The 17131-nt window shown below is 56.0% G+C and carries 16 protein-coding genes; 8 read left to right on the forward strand and 8 right to left on the reverse strand.

The genetic code is table 11. From position 1 onward, the window contains the following. The first annotated feature begins 41 nt into the window (after positions 1-41). Positions 42-1511 (forward strand): MocR-like pyridoxine biosynthesis transcription factor PdxR, encoded by a 1470-nt coding sequence (gene pdxR / locus CDA56_RS22175; RefSeq protein ID WP_025108125.1) that lies wholly within the window; start codon positions 42-44, stop codon positions 1509-1511. Positions 1512-1754: 243 nt separating this feature from the next. On the opposite strand, the gene CDA56_RS22180 is transcribed toward pdxR, so the two are convergent. The 3 genes from CDA56_RS22180 to ycgZ all read right to left on the reverse strand — a co-directional run bounded on the left by CDA56_RS22180 (position 1755) and on the right by ycgZ (position 2763). Beyond that, entirely contained in the window at positions 1755-2021 is a 267-nt protein-coding gene (locus CDA56_RS22180; protein WP_004849010.1) for a biofilm development regulator YmgB/AriR family protein, read from the reverse strand. Positions 2022-2075: 54 nt separating this feature from the next. Continuing rightward, the gene (locus CDA56_RS22185) at positions 2076-2399 is read right to left on the reverse strand and encodes a hypothetical protein (protein ID WP_025108124.1); all 324 of its coding nucleotides are present in this window, start codon (positions 2397-2399) and stop codon (positions 2076-2078) included. Positions 2400-2520: 121 nt separating this feature from the next. After that, a complete protein-coding gene (gene ycgZ, locus CDA56_RS22190) occupies positions 2521-2763 on the reverse strand; it encodes a regulatory protein YcgZ (protein WP_004849015.1) in 243 nt (80 codons plus the stop codon). Positions 2764-3098: 335 nt separating this feature from the next. On the opposite strand from ycgZ, the gene CDA56_RS22195 reads away from it, so the two are divergent. Both CDA56_RS22195 and CDA56_RS22200 read left to right on the forward strand, forming a co-directional pair. Next, on the forward strand, positions 3099-4322 hold the full coding sequence (locus tag CDA56_RS22195; protein ID WP_046876450.1) for a diguanylate phosphodiesterase: 1224 nt from the start codon (positions 3099-3101) through the stop codon (positions 4320-4322). Between the two features lie 189 nt (positions 4323-4511). Continuing rightward, positions 4512-5243 (forward strand): MerR family transcriptional regulator, encoded by a 732-nt coding sequence (locus CDA56_RS22200; RefSeq protein ID WP_014228475.1) that lies wholly within the window; start codon positions 4512-4514, stop codon positions 5241-5243. 94 nt (positions 5244-5337) lie between these two features. Here the strand turns inward: CDA56_RS22200 and CDA56_RS22205 are convergent, their stop codons facing one another. The 3 genes from CDA56_RS22205 to CDA56_RS22215 form a co-directional block, all read right to left on the reverse strand. Next, entirely contained in the window at positions 5338-5892 is a 555-nt protein-coding gene (locus tag CDA56_RS22205; protein WP_004849021.1) for a LuxR C-terminal-related transcriptional regulator, read from the reverse strand. Between the two features lie 58 nt (positions 5893-5950). Beyond that, entirely contained in the window at positions 5951-6169 is a 219-nt protein-coding gene (locus CDA56_RS22210) for a hypothetical protein (RefSeq protein ID WP_014228477.1), read from the reverse strand. 413 nt (positions 6170-6582) lie between these two features. After that, positions 6583-7866, reverse strand: coding sequence for a putative acyl-CoA thioester hydrolase (locus tag CDA56_RS22215; protein ID WP_047724230.1), 1284 nt, complete (start codon positions 7864-7866; stop codon positions 6583-6585). A 355-nt stretch (positions 7867-8221) separates the two neighbouring features. On the opposite strand from CDA56_RS22215, the gene hutI reads away from it, so the two are divergent. From hutI to CDA56_RS22245, 5 genes are all read left to right on the forward strand, one after another. Next, on the forward strand, positions 8222-9439 hold the full coding sequence (gene hutI / locus CDA56_RS22225; protein WP_064407346.1) for an imidazolonepropionase: 1218 nt from the start codon (positions 8222-8224) through the stop codon (positions 9437-9439). 140 nt (positions 9440-9579) lie between these two features. Beyond that, positions 9580-10305, forward strand: a complete 726-nt coding sequence (locus CDA56_RS22230; RefSeq protein ID WP_025108120.1) for a histidine utilization repressor — start codon at positions 9580-9582, stop codon at positions 10303-10305. 143 nt (positions 10306-10448) lie between these two features. Then, positions 10449-12137 carry a urocanate hydratase gene (hutU, locus tag CDA56_RS31315; RefSeq protein ID WP_102803319.1) on the forward strand — a complete coding sequence of 563 codons (1689 nt, stop codon included), beginning with the start codon at positions 10449-10451 and terminating at the stop codon, positions 12135-12137. Beyond that, positions 12134-13657, forward strand: a complete 1524-nt coding sequence (gene hutH, locus CDA56_RS22240) for a histidine ammonia-lyase (protein ID WP_025108118.1) — start codon at positions 12134-12136, stop codon at positions 13655-13657. The genes hutU and hutH overlap by 4 nt, the downstream gene beginning before the upstream one ends. A gap of 112 nt (positions 13658-13769) precedes the next feature. Further along, the gene (locus tag CDA56_RS22245; protein WP_004849033.1) at positions 13770-15152 is read left to right on the forward strand and encodes an amino acid permease; all 1383 of its coding nucleotides are present in this window, start codon (positions 13770-13772) and stop codon (positions 15150-15152) included. A 99-nt stretch (positions 15153-15251) separates the two neighbouring features. Here the strand turns inward: CDA56_RS22245 and CDA56_RS22250 are convergent, their stop codons facing one another. Both CDA56_RS22250 and bioA read right to left on the reverse strand, forming a co-directional pair. Then, entirely contained in the window at positions 15252-15728 is a 477-nt protein-coding gene (locus CDA56_RS22250) for a kinase inhibitor (RefSeq protein ID WP_009653774.1), read from the reverse strand. Between the two features lie 69 nt (positions 15729-15797). Further along, the gene (bioA, locus tag CDA56_RS22255; RefSeq protein WP_032750110.1) at positions 15798-17087 is read right to left on the reverse strand and encodes an adenosylmethionine--8-amino-7-oxononanoate transaminase; all 1290 of its coding nucleotides are present in this window, start codon (positions 17085-17087) and stop codon (positions 15798-15800) included. Positions 17088-17131 lie beyond the last annotated feature (44 nt).

Raw genomic sequence — 17131 nt, forward strand, 5'->3', positions numbered from 1 at the left:
TATAGGATCCACTTTTATGCCGTCGATGCCCGCTGCCGCTCATGCCAAAACCCATTGCCCCTCTGTTTCAGGAACTGTTATTAGCCCGCGGCGTGATTAAAGATCAGGTCTACCACGCCCTGCGTCAGGCGATTCTGGATGGCCGATTGTCGGCGGGTTCAAAAATCCCCTCCAGCCGGGCGCTGGCTGAGATGATGGCGATCTCGCGAAACTCGGTTATTGCCGGTTTTGACCGCCTGATGGATGAGGGGTACCTGGTCACGCGCAAGGGGGCGGGCACCTTTGTCTGCGAGCATATCCCGGATAACCTCATTAGCGAGTATGACGCGTCGACGCCGCCCGAAACGGCAATAGCCGCCGCAGGGCCGCTTAATCCTGATGTCGCCGCTCTGGTGTCATCATGGTCAGAAAGAGAGGACAGCGGCGAAATGCGTCAGGTTTTTGCCGTCGGTATCGGCTGTACCGATCTCTTCCCTCATGCTTTATGGGGGCGGCTGCTGGGGCGCGTCTGGCGGCAATCGCGTCGTGAGCTGGGAGCGCACGCCACGCCCTATGGATATCAACCTCTACGCCAGGCGATTAGTCGCTATATTCAGGCGACGCGCGGCGTCAATTGCCACGAAGATCGGGTGATCATTGTCAACGGTATTCAGCAAGCGCTTTCCATCACCGCTCAGGCTTTACTGGAAAAGGGCGATGAAGTCTGGCTCGACGATCCCGGATACAACGGCGCCCGCGGCGCATTCGCCGCCAGGGGAGCGGTGGTCCGGCCCGTTCGGGTTGACGAGGAGGGCATGGATATTCAGGATGGCATTCGCCATTACCCGCAAGCTAAGCTGGTCTATACCGCGCCGTCGCACCAGTTCCCGCTCAGTGGAACGCTTAGCCTGCCCAGAAGGCTCGCCTTACTGGAATGGGCGGAAGCCCATCGGGCGTGGATATTTGAAGACGATTACAATAGCGAATTCCGCTATGCCGCCCGCTCTCTGCAGGCGTTGCAGGGGTTAGATAATCATCAGCGCGTCATCTACGCGGGCACATTTTCTAAGATGATGTATCCGGAGTTCCGGCTGGGCTTTTTAGTGGTCCCCGAGCATTTGCGTGAACAGTTTGCCATGACGAAATATTACACCGATCTCTGTAGTGGATATCTCGAACAGGCCGTCCTGGCTCGTTTCATCAGCGAGGGGCACTATGCCAGCCACGTCCGTCGTATTCGCAAAGCCTGTTTTGAGCGTAAAAGCGCGCTGGAGGCGGCGATTGCCCGCTACTTTGCCGGGCGCATGGTCGTACATCCAACGGATTCGGGTATTCACATAGTCTGCTGGCTATCAGCGGGTTTAAAGGCAGAAGAGGTCGTCGCTAAGGCGCGCCAGCCAGGTTTCGGCGTGCAGACGTTTGAGCGCTATTGTCAGCGGCCGATGTCGCGCGAAGGAGTTCTATTCGGTTTTGCAAACCATCCCCCAGCGGTTTTGACCGAGGGAATTCGCCGCCTGGCTGCGATGTTTTAGCTCAGCAATACGGGAAATATTTTGCAGGGGATTAATGGCATTCATTGCCGGATTATATTGCAGACAATGATTATCTTTTTGGAAAACCTGCCCCGTCCTGATTATTCATCTGACAACAGGGGCAGAGTTTTAAAAAGAGAGATACCGCGCCTGGATTTAACGTATATCCACGGCTTCTGTAATAATATAACCATTCGCTTAGCGATATGTGACTTCCCTGTTTAATTACAGCCGGTTAATAAATCAGATATCATCCATGGTGTAGCTGACGACGATTTCCAGGGTTTTGCGGATAACGTCTGCAGTTACGACATCGCTGGTGGTTTCCAGCGCCGTAATTAACCACAAAATAATCGCCTTGTTGCTGAGGTGACCCTCAGACTCAAGGATGCTGCTGATAGCCAGCGACATCACCGCTGATTCATCGATCAGTCTGTCGCCTGCGTTGCGGAAATATTCAGAGAGTGCGGTATCGTTCAGGCCTGCGTAAATATCCGGTTGCTGATGCATAGTCTGTCTCATCATATTCTCTACTTTGTAAGTTAAACATTAGACCAGTAGTGGTCAGTGTATTTTATTCGTACCTGGCTGCTGAGGAGAACCTAATAACGAATTCGGCTCATCCCAATTATGCTTAGCGCCTGAAGTACCCACGGTATTGTTTTTTCCACGGCGAGCTACCATATTACTGATTTCATCGATAATACGCCCAAGTGCATTCCGCCGTTTTTTATCCTGTTCCCCAGCCTGCATGGCCTGGAGTTTCCCGATCAGTGCTTGTTTACTAATAGGCCCCTTATTTTTGAGTAGAGAGAGGACAGCCTCTCCAATCAATAAATCGGTTAGTGGATCATAATCATTGCGATTCATAACGGTATCTCTGATCATTGTCATCTCCTTGACTGGGAATTTAGTAGCAAGCCGGTAATCCGTGTCAGATACTGGCCCATCCCTTATATTTCCTCATTCAGTAACGACTTAAATCACCAGATAGCTGAAGCCACTTTTATCACTGATGCTCAAACAAGAGACCAATCAACGTTTGATAATGGTTTTCTTCTTCAGGTTCTGAAGCCACTTCAAGGCGACCCAGCAGTTTCGTACACAGGGATTTGCGATTCAGGTTGCGTCCTTCATTAAGGATATCCATTACAATCTGCCCTAACGTCTCCTGCTGCGAAGGTAACGACGCTTTATTGAAGTAGTGGGCAATAGCGTTAGCCGTGTCAGGAATGTAACCGTTCTGCTGCATATGTGCTCCTGTAAGTTCAATTATCAGTGAAGTTGCGATTAAAGTTATACAATGTTTATCAACTTGTACATAGGAAATGGAAAAAATATGTTAATTTTCTTAATGTTTTTTATAACATATTGATTTATATGGTTTTAAAATTGTAAAAATCTTAAGGTAAACATCGAGTGGAGATGTACGAATTGTACAGGTATACAGGAAGGCAAGAACGTCAGCGAAAAGAGGGTGTTAATGTGATTTATTTGTTAATGACTCGGGCGCTTTTACAGGACTTATGCGGGTAGACCTGCTACTGTAATATCTTATTAGCTTTCATCTCTTCTGTCGGAAACTTCATGCTCACTACCATTATTTATCGCAGCCATATCTGCGACAACGTGTCAATTAAATCGCTCGAAAGCATGGTTGCTGAAGCAAATGTCAAAAATAGTCAGGAAAACGTGTCGGGTATTCTGCTTTTTAACGGCACCCACTTTTTTCAGCTATTAGAAGGACCTGAAGAGAAGGTTGAGGAAATTTACCGTCTTATCTGCGCAGACCCGCGGCACCATAACCTCGTGGAGCTGCTCAGGGATCATGGACCGATGCGGCGCTTTGGTAAAATTGGCATGGAACTCTTTGATTTACGAGAGTTTGACCGCGATGAAGTGCTGCAGGCTGTGCTGGATAAAGGGACCACAAAATATCAGCTCACCTATGACGACAGAGCGCTCCATTTTTTCCGTACCTTCGTCGAAGCCACGGAAAAGGAAAACTATTACGAAATTCCTGCGGCTGAAAGCTGGGAGTTTGTGATAGAAGACGCTGCCTGCTACCCTGAAACTCCGCTGCAAGAGGCCGAATGCAGCTTTGCTTTTCAGCCGGTCATCGATCCGTTTGCCAAAGAGGTCGTCTCCTACGAAGCGCTGCTGCGCACGACTTCCGGTGATTCGCCAGCGGTCTATTTTGACGGACTTTCGCGAGAGGAAATCTACTGGACGGATCTCCACAGCAAGCGCATTGCCTTCGCCATGGCGGGACTTTTGCACCTCCGTGGACGCACGTTGTCGATTAATCTGCTGCCCATGACGCTGGTGAATGTTCCCAACGCTGTCGAATTTCTGTTAGCGGAAATTGAAGCCAGCGGTTTGATCCCTGAGCAAATTATTGTGGAATTTACCGAAAGCGAAGCCATTTCCCGTCTTGATGAATTCACCGATTCCGTACGTAAGCTCAAGTCTGCGGGAATTCGCGTGGCTATCGATCATTTTGGCGCCGGGTTTGCCGGGCTACTGCTGCTGGCTCAGTTTCAGCCGGACCGCATCAAGATTAATCGCCAGCTGGTCAAAGATATCCATAAGCACGGCCCAAAACAGGCAATCGTTCAGGCGATTATTAAATGCTGTCATTCCCTGGAAATCGCCATTTCTGCGGTGGGTATCGAGCAGGCGGAGGAGTGGATGTGGCTGGAGTCAGCGGGGATTACGCATTTCCAGGGAAATTTATTTGCCAGTCCGTGTCTGGGAGGCATTCCGCCGGTAGCATGGCCAGAGAAAAAAGTAGCGTGTGAGCTTCTTTAAATTTTGACCCCGGCTCAGCGCAGCGTGTCGGTTAAAAAGCGGTGTATAACGGTAAAATAAGCCCTGTTTTTTTGCCCAGTATATCGGCGCCCGACCTGTTTATTTTAGCTGTACAAAAAAAGTTAATTGTACAACCAGGCTAAATTCGTTAATTTAGTCGGTAAAGTATTATCAGGTTAGAGGGCGCTAATGGCATATTACAGCATCGGTGAAGTTGCCGAACGTTGCGGAATCAACCCCGTGACTTTGCGTGCATGGCAGCGAAGATATGGTTTGCTAAAGCCGCAGAGAAGCGAGGGAGGACACCGCCAGTTTGACGAGGAGGACGTTCAGCGCATTGAGGAAATCAAACGCTGGATCGATCGCGGGGTCTCCGTGGGCAAGGTTAAGGCGCTTCTGGAAGGCCATCAGCCTGAAACGCAAGACGCTGCCGTCCTGCTCCAGGAAGAGATGATGACGCTTCTGCGAGGTGTCCAGCCCTCAAAATTACGCACCCGCATCATGTCCCTCAGCCATGAATATCCCGTAGATAAACTGATTGACCGGCTCTTTGTCCCCGTCCGCAGTAAGCTCAATCTCGATCCGAACACCTCCATGGCGATTATCAGTATGCTGGACGGTATCCTGATTGATTGCGTAGCGTCCATTCTTGCGGAATCGCGCAAAAAGGTGGGGAAAGAGACGCTGTTGGTGGGGTGGGGTAATGAAGACCGTACCCGTCTGTGGCTGGAAGCGTGGCGTTTATCGCAGCGCGCCTGGCACGTCAACGTGCTGGCGGAGCCGCTGGATTCTCCTCGCCCGGAACTGTTTCCTGGTCAGCACATTTTTGTCTGGACCGGCCGCGCGCTGACCCCCTTGCAGGCAGAATTACTTAGCCACTGGCAAAGCCAGGGCTTCACCATTGAGTTTCACGGAGAGTAAGCGTCTTAGAGGGTTAGCAGCGGAACATTTTTAGAGATGTTATTCCGCCGCTTGTCTTCCTGAAGCATGGCAACATGCGCTGGCAGGTAAATTATCAGAAATTGAGCTGGGTCCAGGCTTTAAACGTTTCGCTGCGGCTAATATTAAAAAAATCTGTCCGACCCGAGCAGCCGAGCTTTTTGATTAAGGTCAGGCGAATTTGATAAATTGTTTTAATATGTAAATTCAGCGACTTCCCTATATTTGCCATCGCTTCACCATCGTTCATCAGGCGAATCACTTCTTTTTCGCGATTGGTAAAAACGATACTTTCAGATTCCCGGTCAGGCTTCTTACCGAACAAGGTGGGGCGGAGAATAAACGATTTTATCTCAGCGGGCGTTGAGCGCGCTGGGATTCTGTACATTGGTATTTCGCTCAGGAAGTTCAAATCATTACCGTCGGTGAGCAGGACAAAACGAACTCTTTTGCGATCGTAATGATGATTAAGCACCGCATAATAGTTATCGCTGGTGAAAAAGACATATTTTCCATGAAAACAGCCTGGTGATAATGAATCGAGTACAAGCTGTAATCCTTGACGAAGAAGGTTATTGTTAATCCAAAGATCGTAATGATTAAAAAAGTGACCTTGCTTGTCGTTATTCATTTGTCCTCCGAGGTAGAAGTGTTAATAATGGCTTAATTTAACAAATCACATATCATGCTTAGTGATGGTTTTTACCACGTAGCACATGCAGCGTTTGGATATATAAATCGGCGAGTATTTCATTTTTCTCGAGATTCAGGCGCCGCTGAACCTCAACGATTAAACGCTCATGGCTAACGGCTTCGCTCTCCGTCTGGGTCTGCACCATGTGTTCGATATTTTTCAGCAAAGCAGAGTTAGAAATAAACTCTGCAGGAATAGTATTTTTAATCTGCATGGTATATCTCGGGTTATGTTAGACAATAAATCAACAAACAAAGATGCGGGATAAAAATCATCTTTGCTCTACGGTTCTTCACCATTTCAAAGGAAATGGTGTGCATTTTTTTAAATCATAAGAATGCTGTAATGCAGAATTTAAAACTTACGTAATAACTATAGTCACGATCTTCAGGATGTACAATTTTTCCGAATTAATTTTGTACATTTAGTTGGTTTTTTTAACATTGACTTATAAGATATTGTTTTGTAGAGTTATTTTCTGTAAAGATAATGTGAAAAAGTTGTACAGAACGGCGTCTGTACAGGGATAACCTACAGGATGAGGGGATAGCGATGAAGAAGCGGGAAGGGCACAGCGGGAAGAGAAAGAGACAAAGGGGGAATAGCTTCCCCCTTTTGGCGTAAGCGTTACTGCTTCGGTTCAGCGACGACAAAGCTTCCCACGCCGCGGTTGTTGTATTCCCACATGCGGTTGAAGTTAGCGTCATTCAGGTTACGCTGCGGGTTGCCTTTGGCATCCGCAGTACCGGTGTTGCCGCTAAACGGACGGTTTGAACCGACGGCATCAGCCCACGGTTTGGCAATATTAAAGCCTTCATTAATGACGCTATCGCGAATAACGACCTGGCCATTGGTGTTGCCGTCAACGTCCAGAGAGCGGCCCAGCTGCGCGACGTTATCGCCGGAAGCGGTAAAGCGGCTGTTGATCGCCAGGAAGCCGTAGGTCACGCTCTTCAGGGTCGCTGGCGCAAAGACGTAGCCCTCTTTCTGGGTGCGCGAATTGACCACGCGGAAGTCGGTATTGTCGAACACGACCGCCCCACGACCGGAAACGATATCGACGTCGCCTTCAATATAGCTGTTGCTGACCAGGGTTCGGGTCTGACGGTTATCCTGCAGGCGGTTTTGTACGCCGCTGTTGGTCACGAAAAAGGTGTTCTGGCGACCGAGGATATTCACCTTGTTAATCTGCACCCGATCGCCATCGCTACGCAGCGCCACGGCCTGATGGGTGCCCGCGTCTACGCTGTCGCCGAGGTTGTTGGCGATAGTCAGGTTCTGTAGCTGGAGATCGTTATTCTGCGACCAGAATACCGCTGAGCACATCACGCCAACGGTGGCGGCACGTCTGCTCTGGCAGCTGTCGTACATATACCAGGCCGGTTTGCCCGGCATATATTTGCCGCCCGGATTAACCTGGTGACGCCAGGAGACCGGATCCATTTCTGAATCAATCGCTGCGCTGATTTTTACATCAATCGGCTTCTCACCGGTGCCGTACAGGGTCAGCGCGCCAGGCGCCGCCGGAACGTATACGGTGCCCGCATATTCACCCGGCATGATGGCGATAAACTGACGACGATTGGAGTGGCGGGTAATCGCTGCATCCACCGCGGCCTGAATCGTGGTGTGGGTTACCCCCTGGGTACCCGCAGGACCCACGACAAAATCCGGCTGCGCCGGGAGGCTGATGGCGGACGGGCTCCACGCCGCGGCGTTAGGATCGAGAGACTGGAAATAGCTCGCCGGTAAGAAGTTTTTCGCCTCATCGGCGGTTAAAACTGGACGAGAGGCCGTGCCCGGCGCTGTTTGCGTTGAGGGCTGTTGATCGGCAGGCGTCGAACTACAGGCGGACAACGTCACGCCAAAGGCCAGCGCCAGCGCCAGGTGGGAAACGGAATATGTGTTCATGTTGCTCCGGGCAAGAATAAATTAAGGGTATATACACTTCATCCTTCAAGCTGCCTCGGCGTTGGCTGCGTTCGCTCACCCCAGTCACGTATTTATATACGCTCCTGGGGACTCGTTCTCTTGCCGCCTTGATGCAACTCGAATGATTTTGTGTATAGGTCCTTTAAAGCCTGCTGTTTTATACCAACTTAAGCGAAACGGGAAGACGTAGCGCAAAAAAGTTGTTTCTTTACATAATAAGAGCCGGAAACGAGCCGCTTTTGATCACAAATAAATAACATTTTCCGGGGGCTGAGTTGACATCTCTCGCGGAATCAAAATAAATGTCTATACAACCCATGACAAGTTGACCGCTATGACACACACACCTTCCGAACGCCTAATCTGGCGCAACGTCCGTCTGGCCACGCTCGATCCACGTTTCTCTCAGCCGTATGGACTCGTGGAGCATCATGCGCTGCTGGTGCGCGATGGACGCATTGAAGCCATTGTGCCCGAAAGCGAGGCGCCCGCAGGGCAGAGTATTGACCTCGGCGGTAGGCTGCTCACGCCGGGGCTGATTGATTGCCACACGCACCTGGTCTTCGGCGGAAGCCGGGCGCAGGAGTGGGAGCAGCGCCTCAACGGCGTCTCCTACCAGACCATTAGCGCCAACGGCGGCGGCATTAACGCGACCGTGCGCGCCACCCGGGAAAGCAGCGAGACGGAGCTGCTGGCGCTGGCCCGGCAGCGGCTGGCTCGTCTGCTGCGCGAAGGGGTCACCACCCTGGAGATCAAGTCCGGCTACGGGCTGGATCTCGCAAACGAACGTAAAATGCTGCGGGTTGTACAACAGCTTGCCGCAACGCATACCGTTGAGATTTCCCCCACGCTACTCTCCGCCCACGCCACGCCGCCGGAATATAAAGGCGACCCGGACGGCTATATCAATCTGGTATGCGAAATCATTCTGCCCACGCTGTGGGAAGAGGGGCTATTTGAAAGCGTCGATGCCTTCTGCGAAAACGTCGGCTTTACCCCCGCGCAGACTGAACGGGTTTACAGTACGGCCCAGGCATTAGGTATCCCGGTAAAAGGTCACGTTGAGCAGCTCTCTTCGCTGGGCGGCGCCGAATTAGTGAGCCGCTATAAAGGCCTGTCCGCCGACCATATTGAATACCTGACCCCAGAGGGCGTGGCGGCGATGAGCCGCAACGGCACCGTGGCGGTGCTCCTGCCCGGCGCGTTCTATTTCCTTAACGAAACCCGCAGGCCGCCGGTTGAACTGCTGCGCGAATATCAGGTTCCGATGGCGGTGGCGACGGACTACAACCCCGGCACCAGCCCCTTCGCCAGCCTGCATCTGGCGATGAATATGGCCTGCGTGAAATTTGGCTTAACGCCGGAGGAGGCGTGGGCAGGCGTAACCCGTCATGCGGCGCAGGCGCTGGGCCGCCAGGCGAGCCACGGCCGGCTGGCGCCGGGCTTCGTTGCTGATTTTGCTATCTGGGACGCGGAGCATCCGGTTGAGATGGTTTACGAGCCGGGGCGCAGCCCGCTCTGGCAGCGCGTGGTGCGAGGAGAAATCGCGTGAAGCTATGATAACCGACGACCGCCGGGATTTGTCAGGGGCGCGACCACAGCGCGGAGGCGCGGCAAATCGCCCATTGGTGGCAGTAGCGATTCAGTATATTCTGGACGTTTCGCCGCCCATTCGCACAAGGAAGCCCGGCCATGTTCTCATCGCAACCTCGTTCCGCGCCTGCGCCTTTCTATGAAAAGGTGAAACAGGCTATTAGCGAAAAGATCCACAGCGGCGTCTGGCGTCCGCACGATCGCATTCCTTCGGAGGCGGAGCTGGTGGCGCAGTTTGGCTTTAGCCGGATGACCATCAATCGGGCGCTGCGCGAGCTGACCGATGAAGGCCGGCTGGTGCGATTACAGGGGGTGGGGACGTTTGTCGCGGAGCCGAAAGGGCAGTCGGCGCTGTTTGAAGTGCGCAGCATCGCGGAGGAAATTACCTCTCGTCATCATCAGCACCGCTGCGAGGTGGTGCTGCTGGAGGAAACGCAGGCGGATCTGATTCAGGCCGCGGCGCTCAACGTGGCCGCCGGTACGCGGATTTTCCATTCGCTGATGGTGCATTTTGAAAATGAGGTCCCGGTACAGATTGAGGACCGCTGCGTCAACGCCTCCGTGGTGCCGGACTATCTGCGTCAGGACTATACCGCGACCACGCCCCACGACTATCTGTCGCTGATCGCCCCTCTGACCGAAGGGGAGCACATTGTTGAGGCGGTGCAGGCAACGGCGGAGGAGTGCGCGCTGCTGCATATTCACGCGCACGACCCGTGTCTGCTGATCCGCCGCCGCACCTGGTCCACCACCCATATCGTTTCCCACGCGCGCCTGATTTTCCCCGGCAGCCGCTACCGTCTGCAGGGCCATTTTGGTTCCTGATCTTCCTGCGCGTCGGCAAAACGTGATTGCTGACGCAATATAACAAAAATGTATCTTTTGTGTTAAATCCTGGCTTGCGTATGCTTGTATAGACAAGTATATGTATCTACGTACACAACGTTAATTGTCAGGAGAAACCCCCGATGTCGCAAAGCAAATACCGCCAGCAGGACGTACGTGCACCGCGTGGCACAACGTTAAATGCGAAGAGCTGGCTGACCGAAGCTCCGCTGCGTATGCTCATGAATAACCTCGACCCGGATGTCGCCGAAAACCCGCATGAGCTGGTGGTGTATGGCGGCATCGGACGCGCGGCGCGCAACTGGGAATGCTATGACGCTATCGTGAAGGCGCTGAAAAACCTGGAGAGCGACGAAACGCTGCTGGTGCAGTCCGGTAAGCCGGTGGGTGTATTCAAAACCCATGAAAACTCGCCGCGGGTGCTGATCGCCAACTCCAACCTGGTGCCGCACTGGGCAACCTGGGAACACTTTAACGAGCTGGATGCCAAAGGGCTGGCGATGTACGGCCAGATGACCGCCGGCAGCTGGATCTACATTGGCAGCCAGGGCATCGTGCAGGGCACCTATGAAACCTTCGTTGAGGCAGGCCGCCAGCACTACCAGGGCAGCCTGAAGGGGCGCTGGGTGTTGACCGCCGGTCTGGGCGGCATGGGCGGCGCGCAGCCGCTGGCCGCGACCTTAGCGGGCGCCTGCTCGTTGAATATCGAATGCCAGCAGAGCCGCATCGATTTCCGCCTGCGAACCCGCTACGTTGACGAACAGGCGACGTCGCTGGATGACGCGCTGGCGCGCATCAAAAAATACACCGCCGAGGGCCGGGCAATCTCTATCGCACTGTGCGGCAATGCGGCAGAGATCGTGCCGGAAATGGTCAAACGCGGCGTGCGCCCGGATATGGTGACCGATCAGACCAGCGCCCACGACCCGCTGCACGGCTATCTGCCGAAAGGCTGGAGCTGGGAAGAGTACCAGGCTAAGGCCGAGTCGGACCCGCAGGGCACTATCCTGGCGGCGAAACGCGCAATGGCCGACCACGTGCAGGCGATGCTGGCATTCCACGAAATGGGCGTGCCGACGTTTGACTACGGCAACAACATTCGCCAGATGGCCCAGGAGATGGGCGTTGGCAACGCGTTTGCTTTCCCAGGCTTCGTTCCCGCCTATATCCGCCCGCTATTCTGCCGCGGCATCGGCCCGTTCCGCTGGGTTGCCCTGTCCGGCGACCCGCAGGACATCTATAAAACCGACGCGAAAGTGAAAGAGATCGTTAAAGACGATAAGCACCTGCATCACTGGCTGGATATGGCCCGCGAGCGTATCAGTTTCCAGGGGCTACCGGCGCGTATCTGCTGGGTAGGCCTCGAATGGCGGCAGAAGCTGGGGCTGGCGTTTAACGAAATGGTCCGCAGCGGCGAAGTCTCCGCGCCGATCGTCATTGGCCGCGACCATCTTGACTCCGGCTCCGTCGCCAGCCCGAACCGCGAGACGGAAGCGATGCGCGATGGTTCCGACGCCGTCTCCGACTGGCCGCTGCTCAACGCCTTACTGAATACCGCCAGCGGGGCGACCTGGGTGTCGCTGCATCACGGCGGCGGCGTCGGGATGGGCTTTTCGCAGCACTCCGGCATGGTTATCGTCTGCGACGGTACCGATGAAGCGGCGGCGCGCATTGCCCGCGTCCTGCACAACGACCCGGCGACCGGCGTGATGCGTCATGCCGACGCGGGCTACGATATCGCGATTGAGTGCGCGACAGAACAAGGTTTGAATCTTCCGATGGTGGCAGCAACGCAGGAGCACGCTAAATGAACGCTTTAACACTGATTCCGGGTCAACTCAGCCTGTCGCAGCTGCGCGACGTCTACAGCCAGCCGCTGAACATTACGCTAGACGAAAGCGCGTTCGCGGCGATTGATGACAGCGTTGCCTGCGTCAACGCGATTCTGGCGGAAGGCCGCACCGCCTACGGTATCAACACCGGTTTTGGCCTGCTGGCGCAGACGCGCATCTCAACCGAAGATCTGGAAAACCTTCAGCGATCGCTGGTGCTGTCGCACGCGGCGGGGATTGGCGAACCGCTGGATGATGACCTCGCGCGTCTGATTATGGTGCTGAAAATTAACAGCCTGTCGCGCGGCTTTTCCGGCATTCGCCTGAGCGTGATTCAGGCGCTGATTGGCCTGGTCAACGCGGGCGTGACGCCGTGGATCCCGGCGAAGGGATCGGTCGGCGCCTCCGGCGACCTCGCGCCGCTGGCGCATATGTCTTTGACCCTACTTGGCGAAGGGAAAGCGCGCGTGCGCGGCGGGGAGTGGCTGCCGGCGACGGAAGCGCTGCGTCAGGCGGGGCTTGAGCCGATTACTCTGGCGGCGAAAGAGGGGCTGGCGCTGCTCAACGGCACGCAGGCGTCGACGGCGTTTGCCCTGCGCGGCCTGTTCGAAGCCGAAGACCTGTTCGCTTCCGCGGTAGTTTGCGGGTCGTTAACCACCGAAGCGGCGCTCGGTTCGCGTCGTCCGTTTGATCCGCGCATTCACGAAGCGCGCGGTCAGCGCGGGCAGATTGACGCCGCGGCGCTCTATCGCCATCTGCTGACCGACGACAGCGCGATTTCCCAGTCGCACCATAACTGCACCAAGGTGCAGGACCCGTACTCTCTGCGCTGCCAGCCGCAGGTGATGGGTGCCTGCCTGACCCAGCTTCGCCAGGCGGCGGAAGTGCTGCTGGTTGAAGCCAACGCGGTATCCGATAACCCGCTGGTGTTCGCCAGCGAGAACGACGTGATTTCCGGCGGTAACTTCCACGCCGAACCGGTGGCGATGGCGGCGGATAATATCGCGCTGGCGATTGCCGAAATCGGTTCGCTGTCGGAGCGCCGTATCGCGCTGATGATGGACAGCCATATGTCGCAGCTGCCCCCTTTCTTGGTCAAAAACGGCGGCGTTAACTCCGGCTTTATGATTGCCCAGGTGACGGCGGCGGCGCTGGCCAGCGAGAACAAAGCGCTATCGCACCCGCACAGCGTGGACAGTCTGCCGACCTCCGCTAACCAGGAAGACCACGTCTCGATGGCCCCGGCCGCCGGCCGCCGCCTGTGGGCGATGGCGGAAAATACCCGCGGCGTACTGGCCGTGGAGTGGCTGGCCGCCGTGCAGGGTCTGGATATGCGCGAAGGCCTGAGCAGCAGCCCGCTGCTGGAAGAGGCGCGCCACCTGCTGCGCGAACGGGTGACCCATTATACCGAGGACCGCTTCTTCGCCCCGGACATCGAAAACGCCATTGCGCTCCTGGCGGCGCGTCATCTGACGCGGCTGCTGCCTGCCGTGCTCTGAGACCAACGCTAAACCATCGCTGTTCGCTGTACCTGCGCCGGGAGGATCTCTTCCTCCCGGCCACCCTACACGCATATTTGTCGTCGTATAAAAACTATCAGGACACTTGCATATGCAACAACAAAACAAGCCACACCTGCTGCGCGGGCTGAATGCCCGGCACATTCGTTTTATCGCCCTCGGCTCCGCCATCGGTACCGGGCTGTTCTACGGCTCGGCATCGGCGATCAAGGCCGCGGGCCCGGCGGTACTGCTGGCCTATCTGATCGGCGGCGCGGCGGTGTTTATCGTGATGCGGGCGCTGGGGGAAATGGCGGTACGCAACCCCGTTTCCGGCTCCTTCAGCAGCTACGCGCGCCAGTATCTTGGCCCGCTGGCGGGTTTTATTACCGGCTGGACCTACACCTTTGAGATGGTGATCGTCGCCCTCGCGGACGTTACCGCGTTCGGCATCTATATGGGGCTGTGGTATCCCGATGTTCCCCGCTGGATCTGGGTGCTGAGCATTATCTTTTTTATCGGCGCCATGAACCTGTGCAGCGTGCGCGTTTTCGGCGAGATGGAGTTCTGGCTGTCGCTGATCAAAGTAGTGGCGATTATTGCCATGATTGTGGCAGGCGGCAGCATCATTTTCTTTGGATTCGGTAACGCCTTTCCGGCAACCGGGCTGGAGAATTTGTGGAGCCACGGCGGCTTTGCCCCTAACGGCTGGGAGGGGATTATCGCCTCGCTCGGTATCGTGATGTTTGCCTTTGGCGGCGTCGAGATTATCGGCGTGACCGCGGCGGAAGCGAAGAATCCGCAGAAGGTGATCCCGCAGGCGATCAATACTATCCCGCTGCGAATCGTGCTGTTCTATGTCTGCACCCTGGCGATTCTGATGGCGATTTTCCCGTGGAACAGCTTCGGCGAGCGGGGCAGTCCGTTCGTGCTGATTTTTGATGGTCTGGGGATTCCGGCGGCGGCTACCATCCTGAATATCATCGTGATCAGCGCCAGTATTTCGGCGATTAACAGCGATATTTTTGGCGCGGGGCGCATGATGTACGGCATGGCGAAAGAGGGGCTGGCGCCGAAGAGCTTCCAGCGCATCGCCAGCAACGGGGTGCCGTGGATGACGGTGGTGGTGATGGGCGTGGCGCTGCTGGCGGCGGTGGTGCTGAACTACCTGATGCCGGAGCAGGTGTTTGTGCTGATTGCCTCGCTGGCAGCTTTTGCTACGGTGTGGGTCTGGCTGATGATCCTGCTGGCCCACTTTGCGATGCGTCGCGGCCTGTCCGCTGAAGAGCGCGGCAATATCGCGTTCCCGGTGCCGTTCTGGCCGGTGGCGCCGCTGCTGACGCTGCTGTTTATGGGACTGGTCATCGCGGTGCTGGGGATGGTGGAGGAGACGCGGATTGCGCTTATCGCCGGTCTGGTATGGCTCGGACTGCTGACGGCGGTGTGGTTTGCGCGGGTGCGCAAAAACGCCGTGCAGGCGGTGACGGAGTCGTGATTGTTTTGGTTTACCCGGGTTGCGGCTGACGCCTTACCCGGGCTACCTAATCGCACTCACCTGTAGCCCGGATAAGGCGTTTACGCCGCCATCCAGGGCTTAGCTAAACAGGGCGGTAATCGACGCGCTGCCGAGGCTGTGGAAATGGACGTTAAAGCCGACCATCGCGCCGCTCGCGCCCTCATCGACCGCAATTTTTTCGACGTCCAGCGCGTGGACGGTAAAGATATAGCGATGGGTCTCGCCTTTTGGCGGCGCCGCGCCGCCGTATCCGGCCTGGCCAAAATCGGTACGGGTCTGAATCGCTTCTTCGGGCAGTTCCGCCTGTCCGGAGCCGGCTCCCTGCGGTAACACGCGGGTATCGGCCGGAAGATTGGCCACCAGCCAGTGCCACCAGCCGGAGCCGGTGGGCGCATCGGGATCGAAGCAGGTCACCACAAAGCTTTTGGTTCCGGCCGGCACATCGTCCCACGCCAGATGCGGCGAGATATTATCGCCATCGTAGCCCATGCCGTTAAAGACATGACGATTGGGCAGCTTCTCACCATCCTGTAAATCATGACTGATTAATTTCATCGTCTCTCCTCGTAGTCATCCGCTGATTAGCCAGAAAGTGTAGCGCGAGAGAGGCGCCATTACCGTCGCTTATTCGCTAAAAAATGTTTCTTCCTGAACCGCGGCGTTTACCGCCCGCGTCAGGCGACTCAGCTGCTCCGGCGTAATGATGTACGGCGGCATCAGGTAAATCAGGCGACCGAACGGGCGGATCCACACGCCTTGTTCGACGAAAAAGCGCTGCAGGGCGGCCATATTCACCGGCCGATGCGTCTCGATCACGCCAATCGCTCCCAGCACCCGCACATCGGCAACCTGCGCGGATTCGCACGCCGGCGCCAGTTCGGCGCTGAGCTGCGCTTCAATGGCTGCCACCTGCTGCTGCCATTCGCCGCTTTCCAGCAGGCGCAGGCTCTCGGTCGCCGCCGCGCAGGCCAGCGGGTTGCCCATAAAGGTCGGGCCGTGCATAAAGCAGCCGGCTTCCCCGTCGCTGATAGTTTCTGCCACCTGACGGGTGGTGAGGGTGGCGGAGAGGGTCATGGTGCCGCCGGTCAGCGCTTTGCCGAGGCACAGAATATCCGCCGCAATCCCCGCGTGCTCGCAGGCGAACAGCTTACCGGTTCGACCAAAGCCGGTGGCGATCTCATCGGCGATCAGCAGGATGCCCTCGCGATCGCACATCCTGCGGATCCGCCTGAGCCACTCGGGGTGGTACATCCGCATTCCGCCCGCGCCCTGAACAATCGGCTCGAGGATCACCGCGGCGATTTCATGGCGGTGGGCGGCCATCAGACGGGCGAACGGTACCATATCCCGCTCATCCCAGTCGCCGTCGAAGCGGCTCTGCGGCGCCGGGGCGAAGAGGTTATCCGGCAGATAGCCCTGCCACAGGCTGTGCATTGAGTTCGTCGGATCGCAGACCGACATCGCGCCGAAGGTATCGCCGTGATAGCCGTTGCGGAAGGTGAGAAAGCGCTGGCGCGGGTCGCCTTTCGCCTGCCAGTACTGCAGCGCCATTTTCATCGCCACTTCGACGGCGACGGAGCCGGAATCGGCGAGGAACACGCATTCGAGGCTTTCCGGGGTCATCGCCACCAGCTGGCGGCACAGGGCGACCGCGGAAGGGTGGGTAATCCCACCGAACATGACGTGCGACATCTGGTCAATCTGCGCTTTCATCGCCGCGTTCAGGCGCGGGTGATTATAGCCATGAATGGCCGCCCACCAGGACGACATGCCGTCAACCAGCTGCCCGCCGTCGGCGAGGGTCAGCTCACAGCCGTGGGCGGCCACGACCGGATAGACCGGCAGCGGCGAAGTCATTGAAGTGTAAGGGTGCCAGATGTGGCGCCGATCGAAAGCGAGATCGTCCGTTGTCATAATCGACTTGTAAACCATTTTGAAAACATTTAGGTTTACGAGTA

The sequence above is a fragment of the Klebsiella michiganensis genome (genome assembly GCF_002925905.1).
Lineage (GTDB): Bacteria > Pseudomonadota > Gammaproteobacteria > Enterobacterales > Enterobacteriaceae > Klebsiella > Klebsiella michiganensis.

Excerpts from the sequence above, each read along its gene's own strand:
- pdxR (WP_025108125.1), top strand. The coding sequence starts at position 42 with ATGCCAAAACCCATTGCCCCTCTGTTTCAGGAACTGTTATTAGCCCGC.
- CDA56_RS22180 (WP_004849010.1), bottom strand. The coding sequence starts at position 2,021 with ATGCATCAGCAACCGGATATTTACGCAGGCCTGAACGATACCGCACTC.
- CDA56_RS22185 (WP_025108124.1), bottom strand. The coding sequence starts at position 2,399 with ATGATCAGAGATACCGTTATGAATCGCAATGATTATGATCCACTAACC.
- ycgZ (WP_004849015.1), bottom strand. The coding sequence starts at position 2,763 with ATGCAGCAGAACGGTTACATTCCTGACACGGCTAACGCTATTGCCCAC.
- CDA56_RS22195 (WP_046876450.1), top strand. The coding sequence starts at position 3,099 with ATGCTCACTACCATTATTTATCGCAGCCATATCTGCGACAACGTGTCA.
- CDA56_RS22200 (WP_014228475.1), top strand. The coding sequence starts at position 4,512 with ATGGCATATTACAGCATCGGTGAAGTTGCCGAACGTTGCGGAATCAAC.
- CDA56_RS22205 (WP_004849021.1), bottom strand. The coding sequence starts at position 5,892 with ATGAATAACGACAAGCAAGGTCACTTTTTTAATCATTACGATCTTTGG.
- CDA56_RS22210 (WP_014228477.1), bottom strand. The coding sequence starts at position 6,169 with ATGCAGATTAAAAATACTATTCCTGCAGAGTTTATTTCTAACTCTGCT.
- CDA56_RS22215 (WP_047724230.1), bottom strand. The coding sequence starts at position 7,866 with ATGAACACATATTCCGTTTCCCACCTGGCGCTGGCGCTGGCCTTTGGC.
- hutI (WP_064407346.1), top strand. The coding sequence starts at position 8,222 with ATGACACACACACCTTCCGAACGCCTAATCTGGCGCAACGTCCGTCTG.
- CDA56_RS22230 (WP_025108120.1), top strand. The coding sequence starts at position 9,580 with ATGTTCTCATCGCAACCTCGTTCCGCGCCTGCGCCTTTCTATGAAAAG.
- hutU (WP_102803319.1), top strand. The coding sequence starts at position 10,449 with ATGTCGCAAAGCAAATACCGCCAGCAGGACGTACGTGCACCGCGTGGC.
- hutH (WP_025108118.1), top strand. The coding sequence starts at position 12,134 with ATGAACGCTTTAACACTGATTCCGGGTCAACTCAGCCTGTCGCAGCTG.
- CDA56_RS22245 (WP_004849033.1), top strand. The coding sequence starts at position 13,770 with ATGCAACAACAAAACAAGCCACACCTGCTGCGCGGGCTGAATGCCCGG.
- CDA56_RS22250 (WP_009653774.1), bottom strand. The coding sequence starts at position 15,728 with ATGAAATTAATCAGTCATGATTTACAGGATGGTGAGAAGCTGCCCAAT.
- bioA (WP_032750110.1), bottom strand. The coding sequence starts at position 17,087 with ATGACAACGGACGATCTCGCTTTCGATCGGCGCCACATCTGGCACCCT.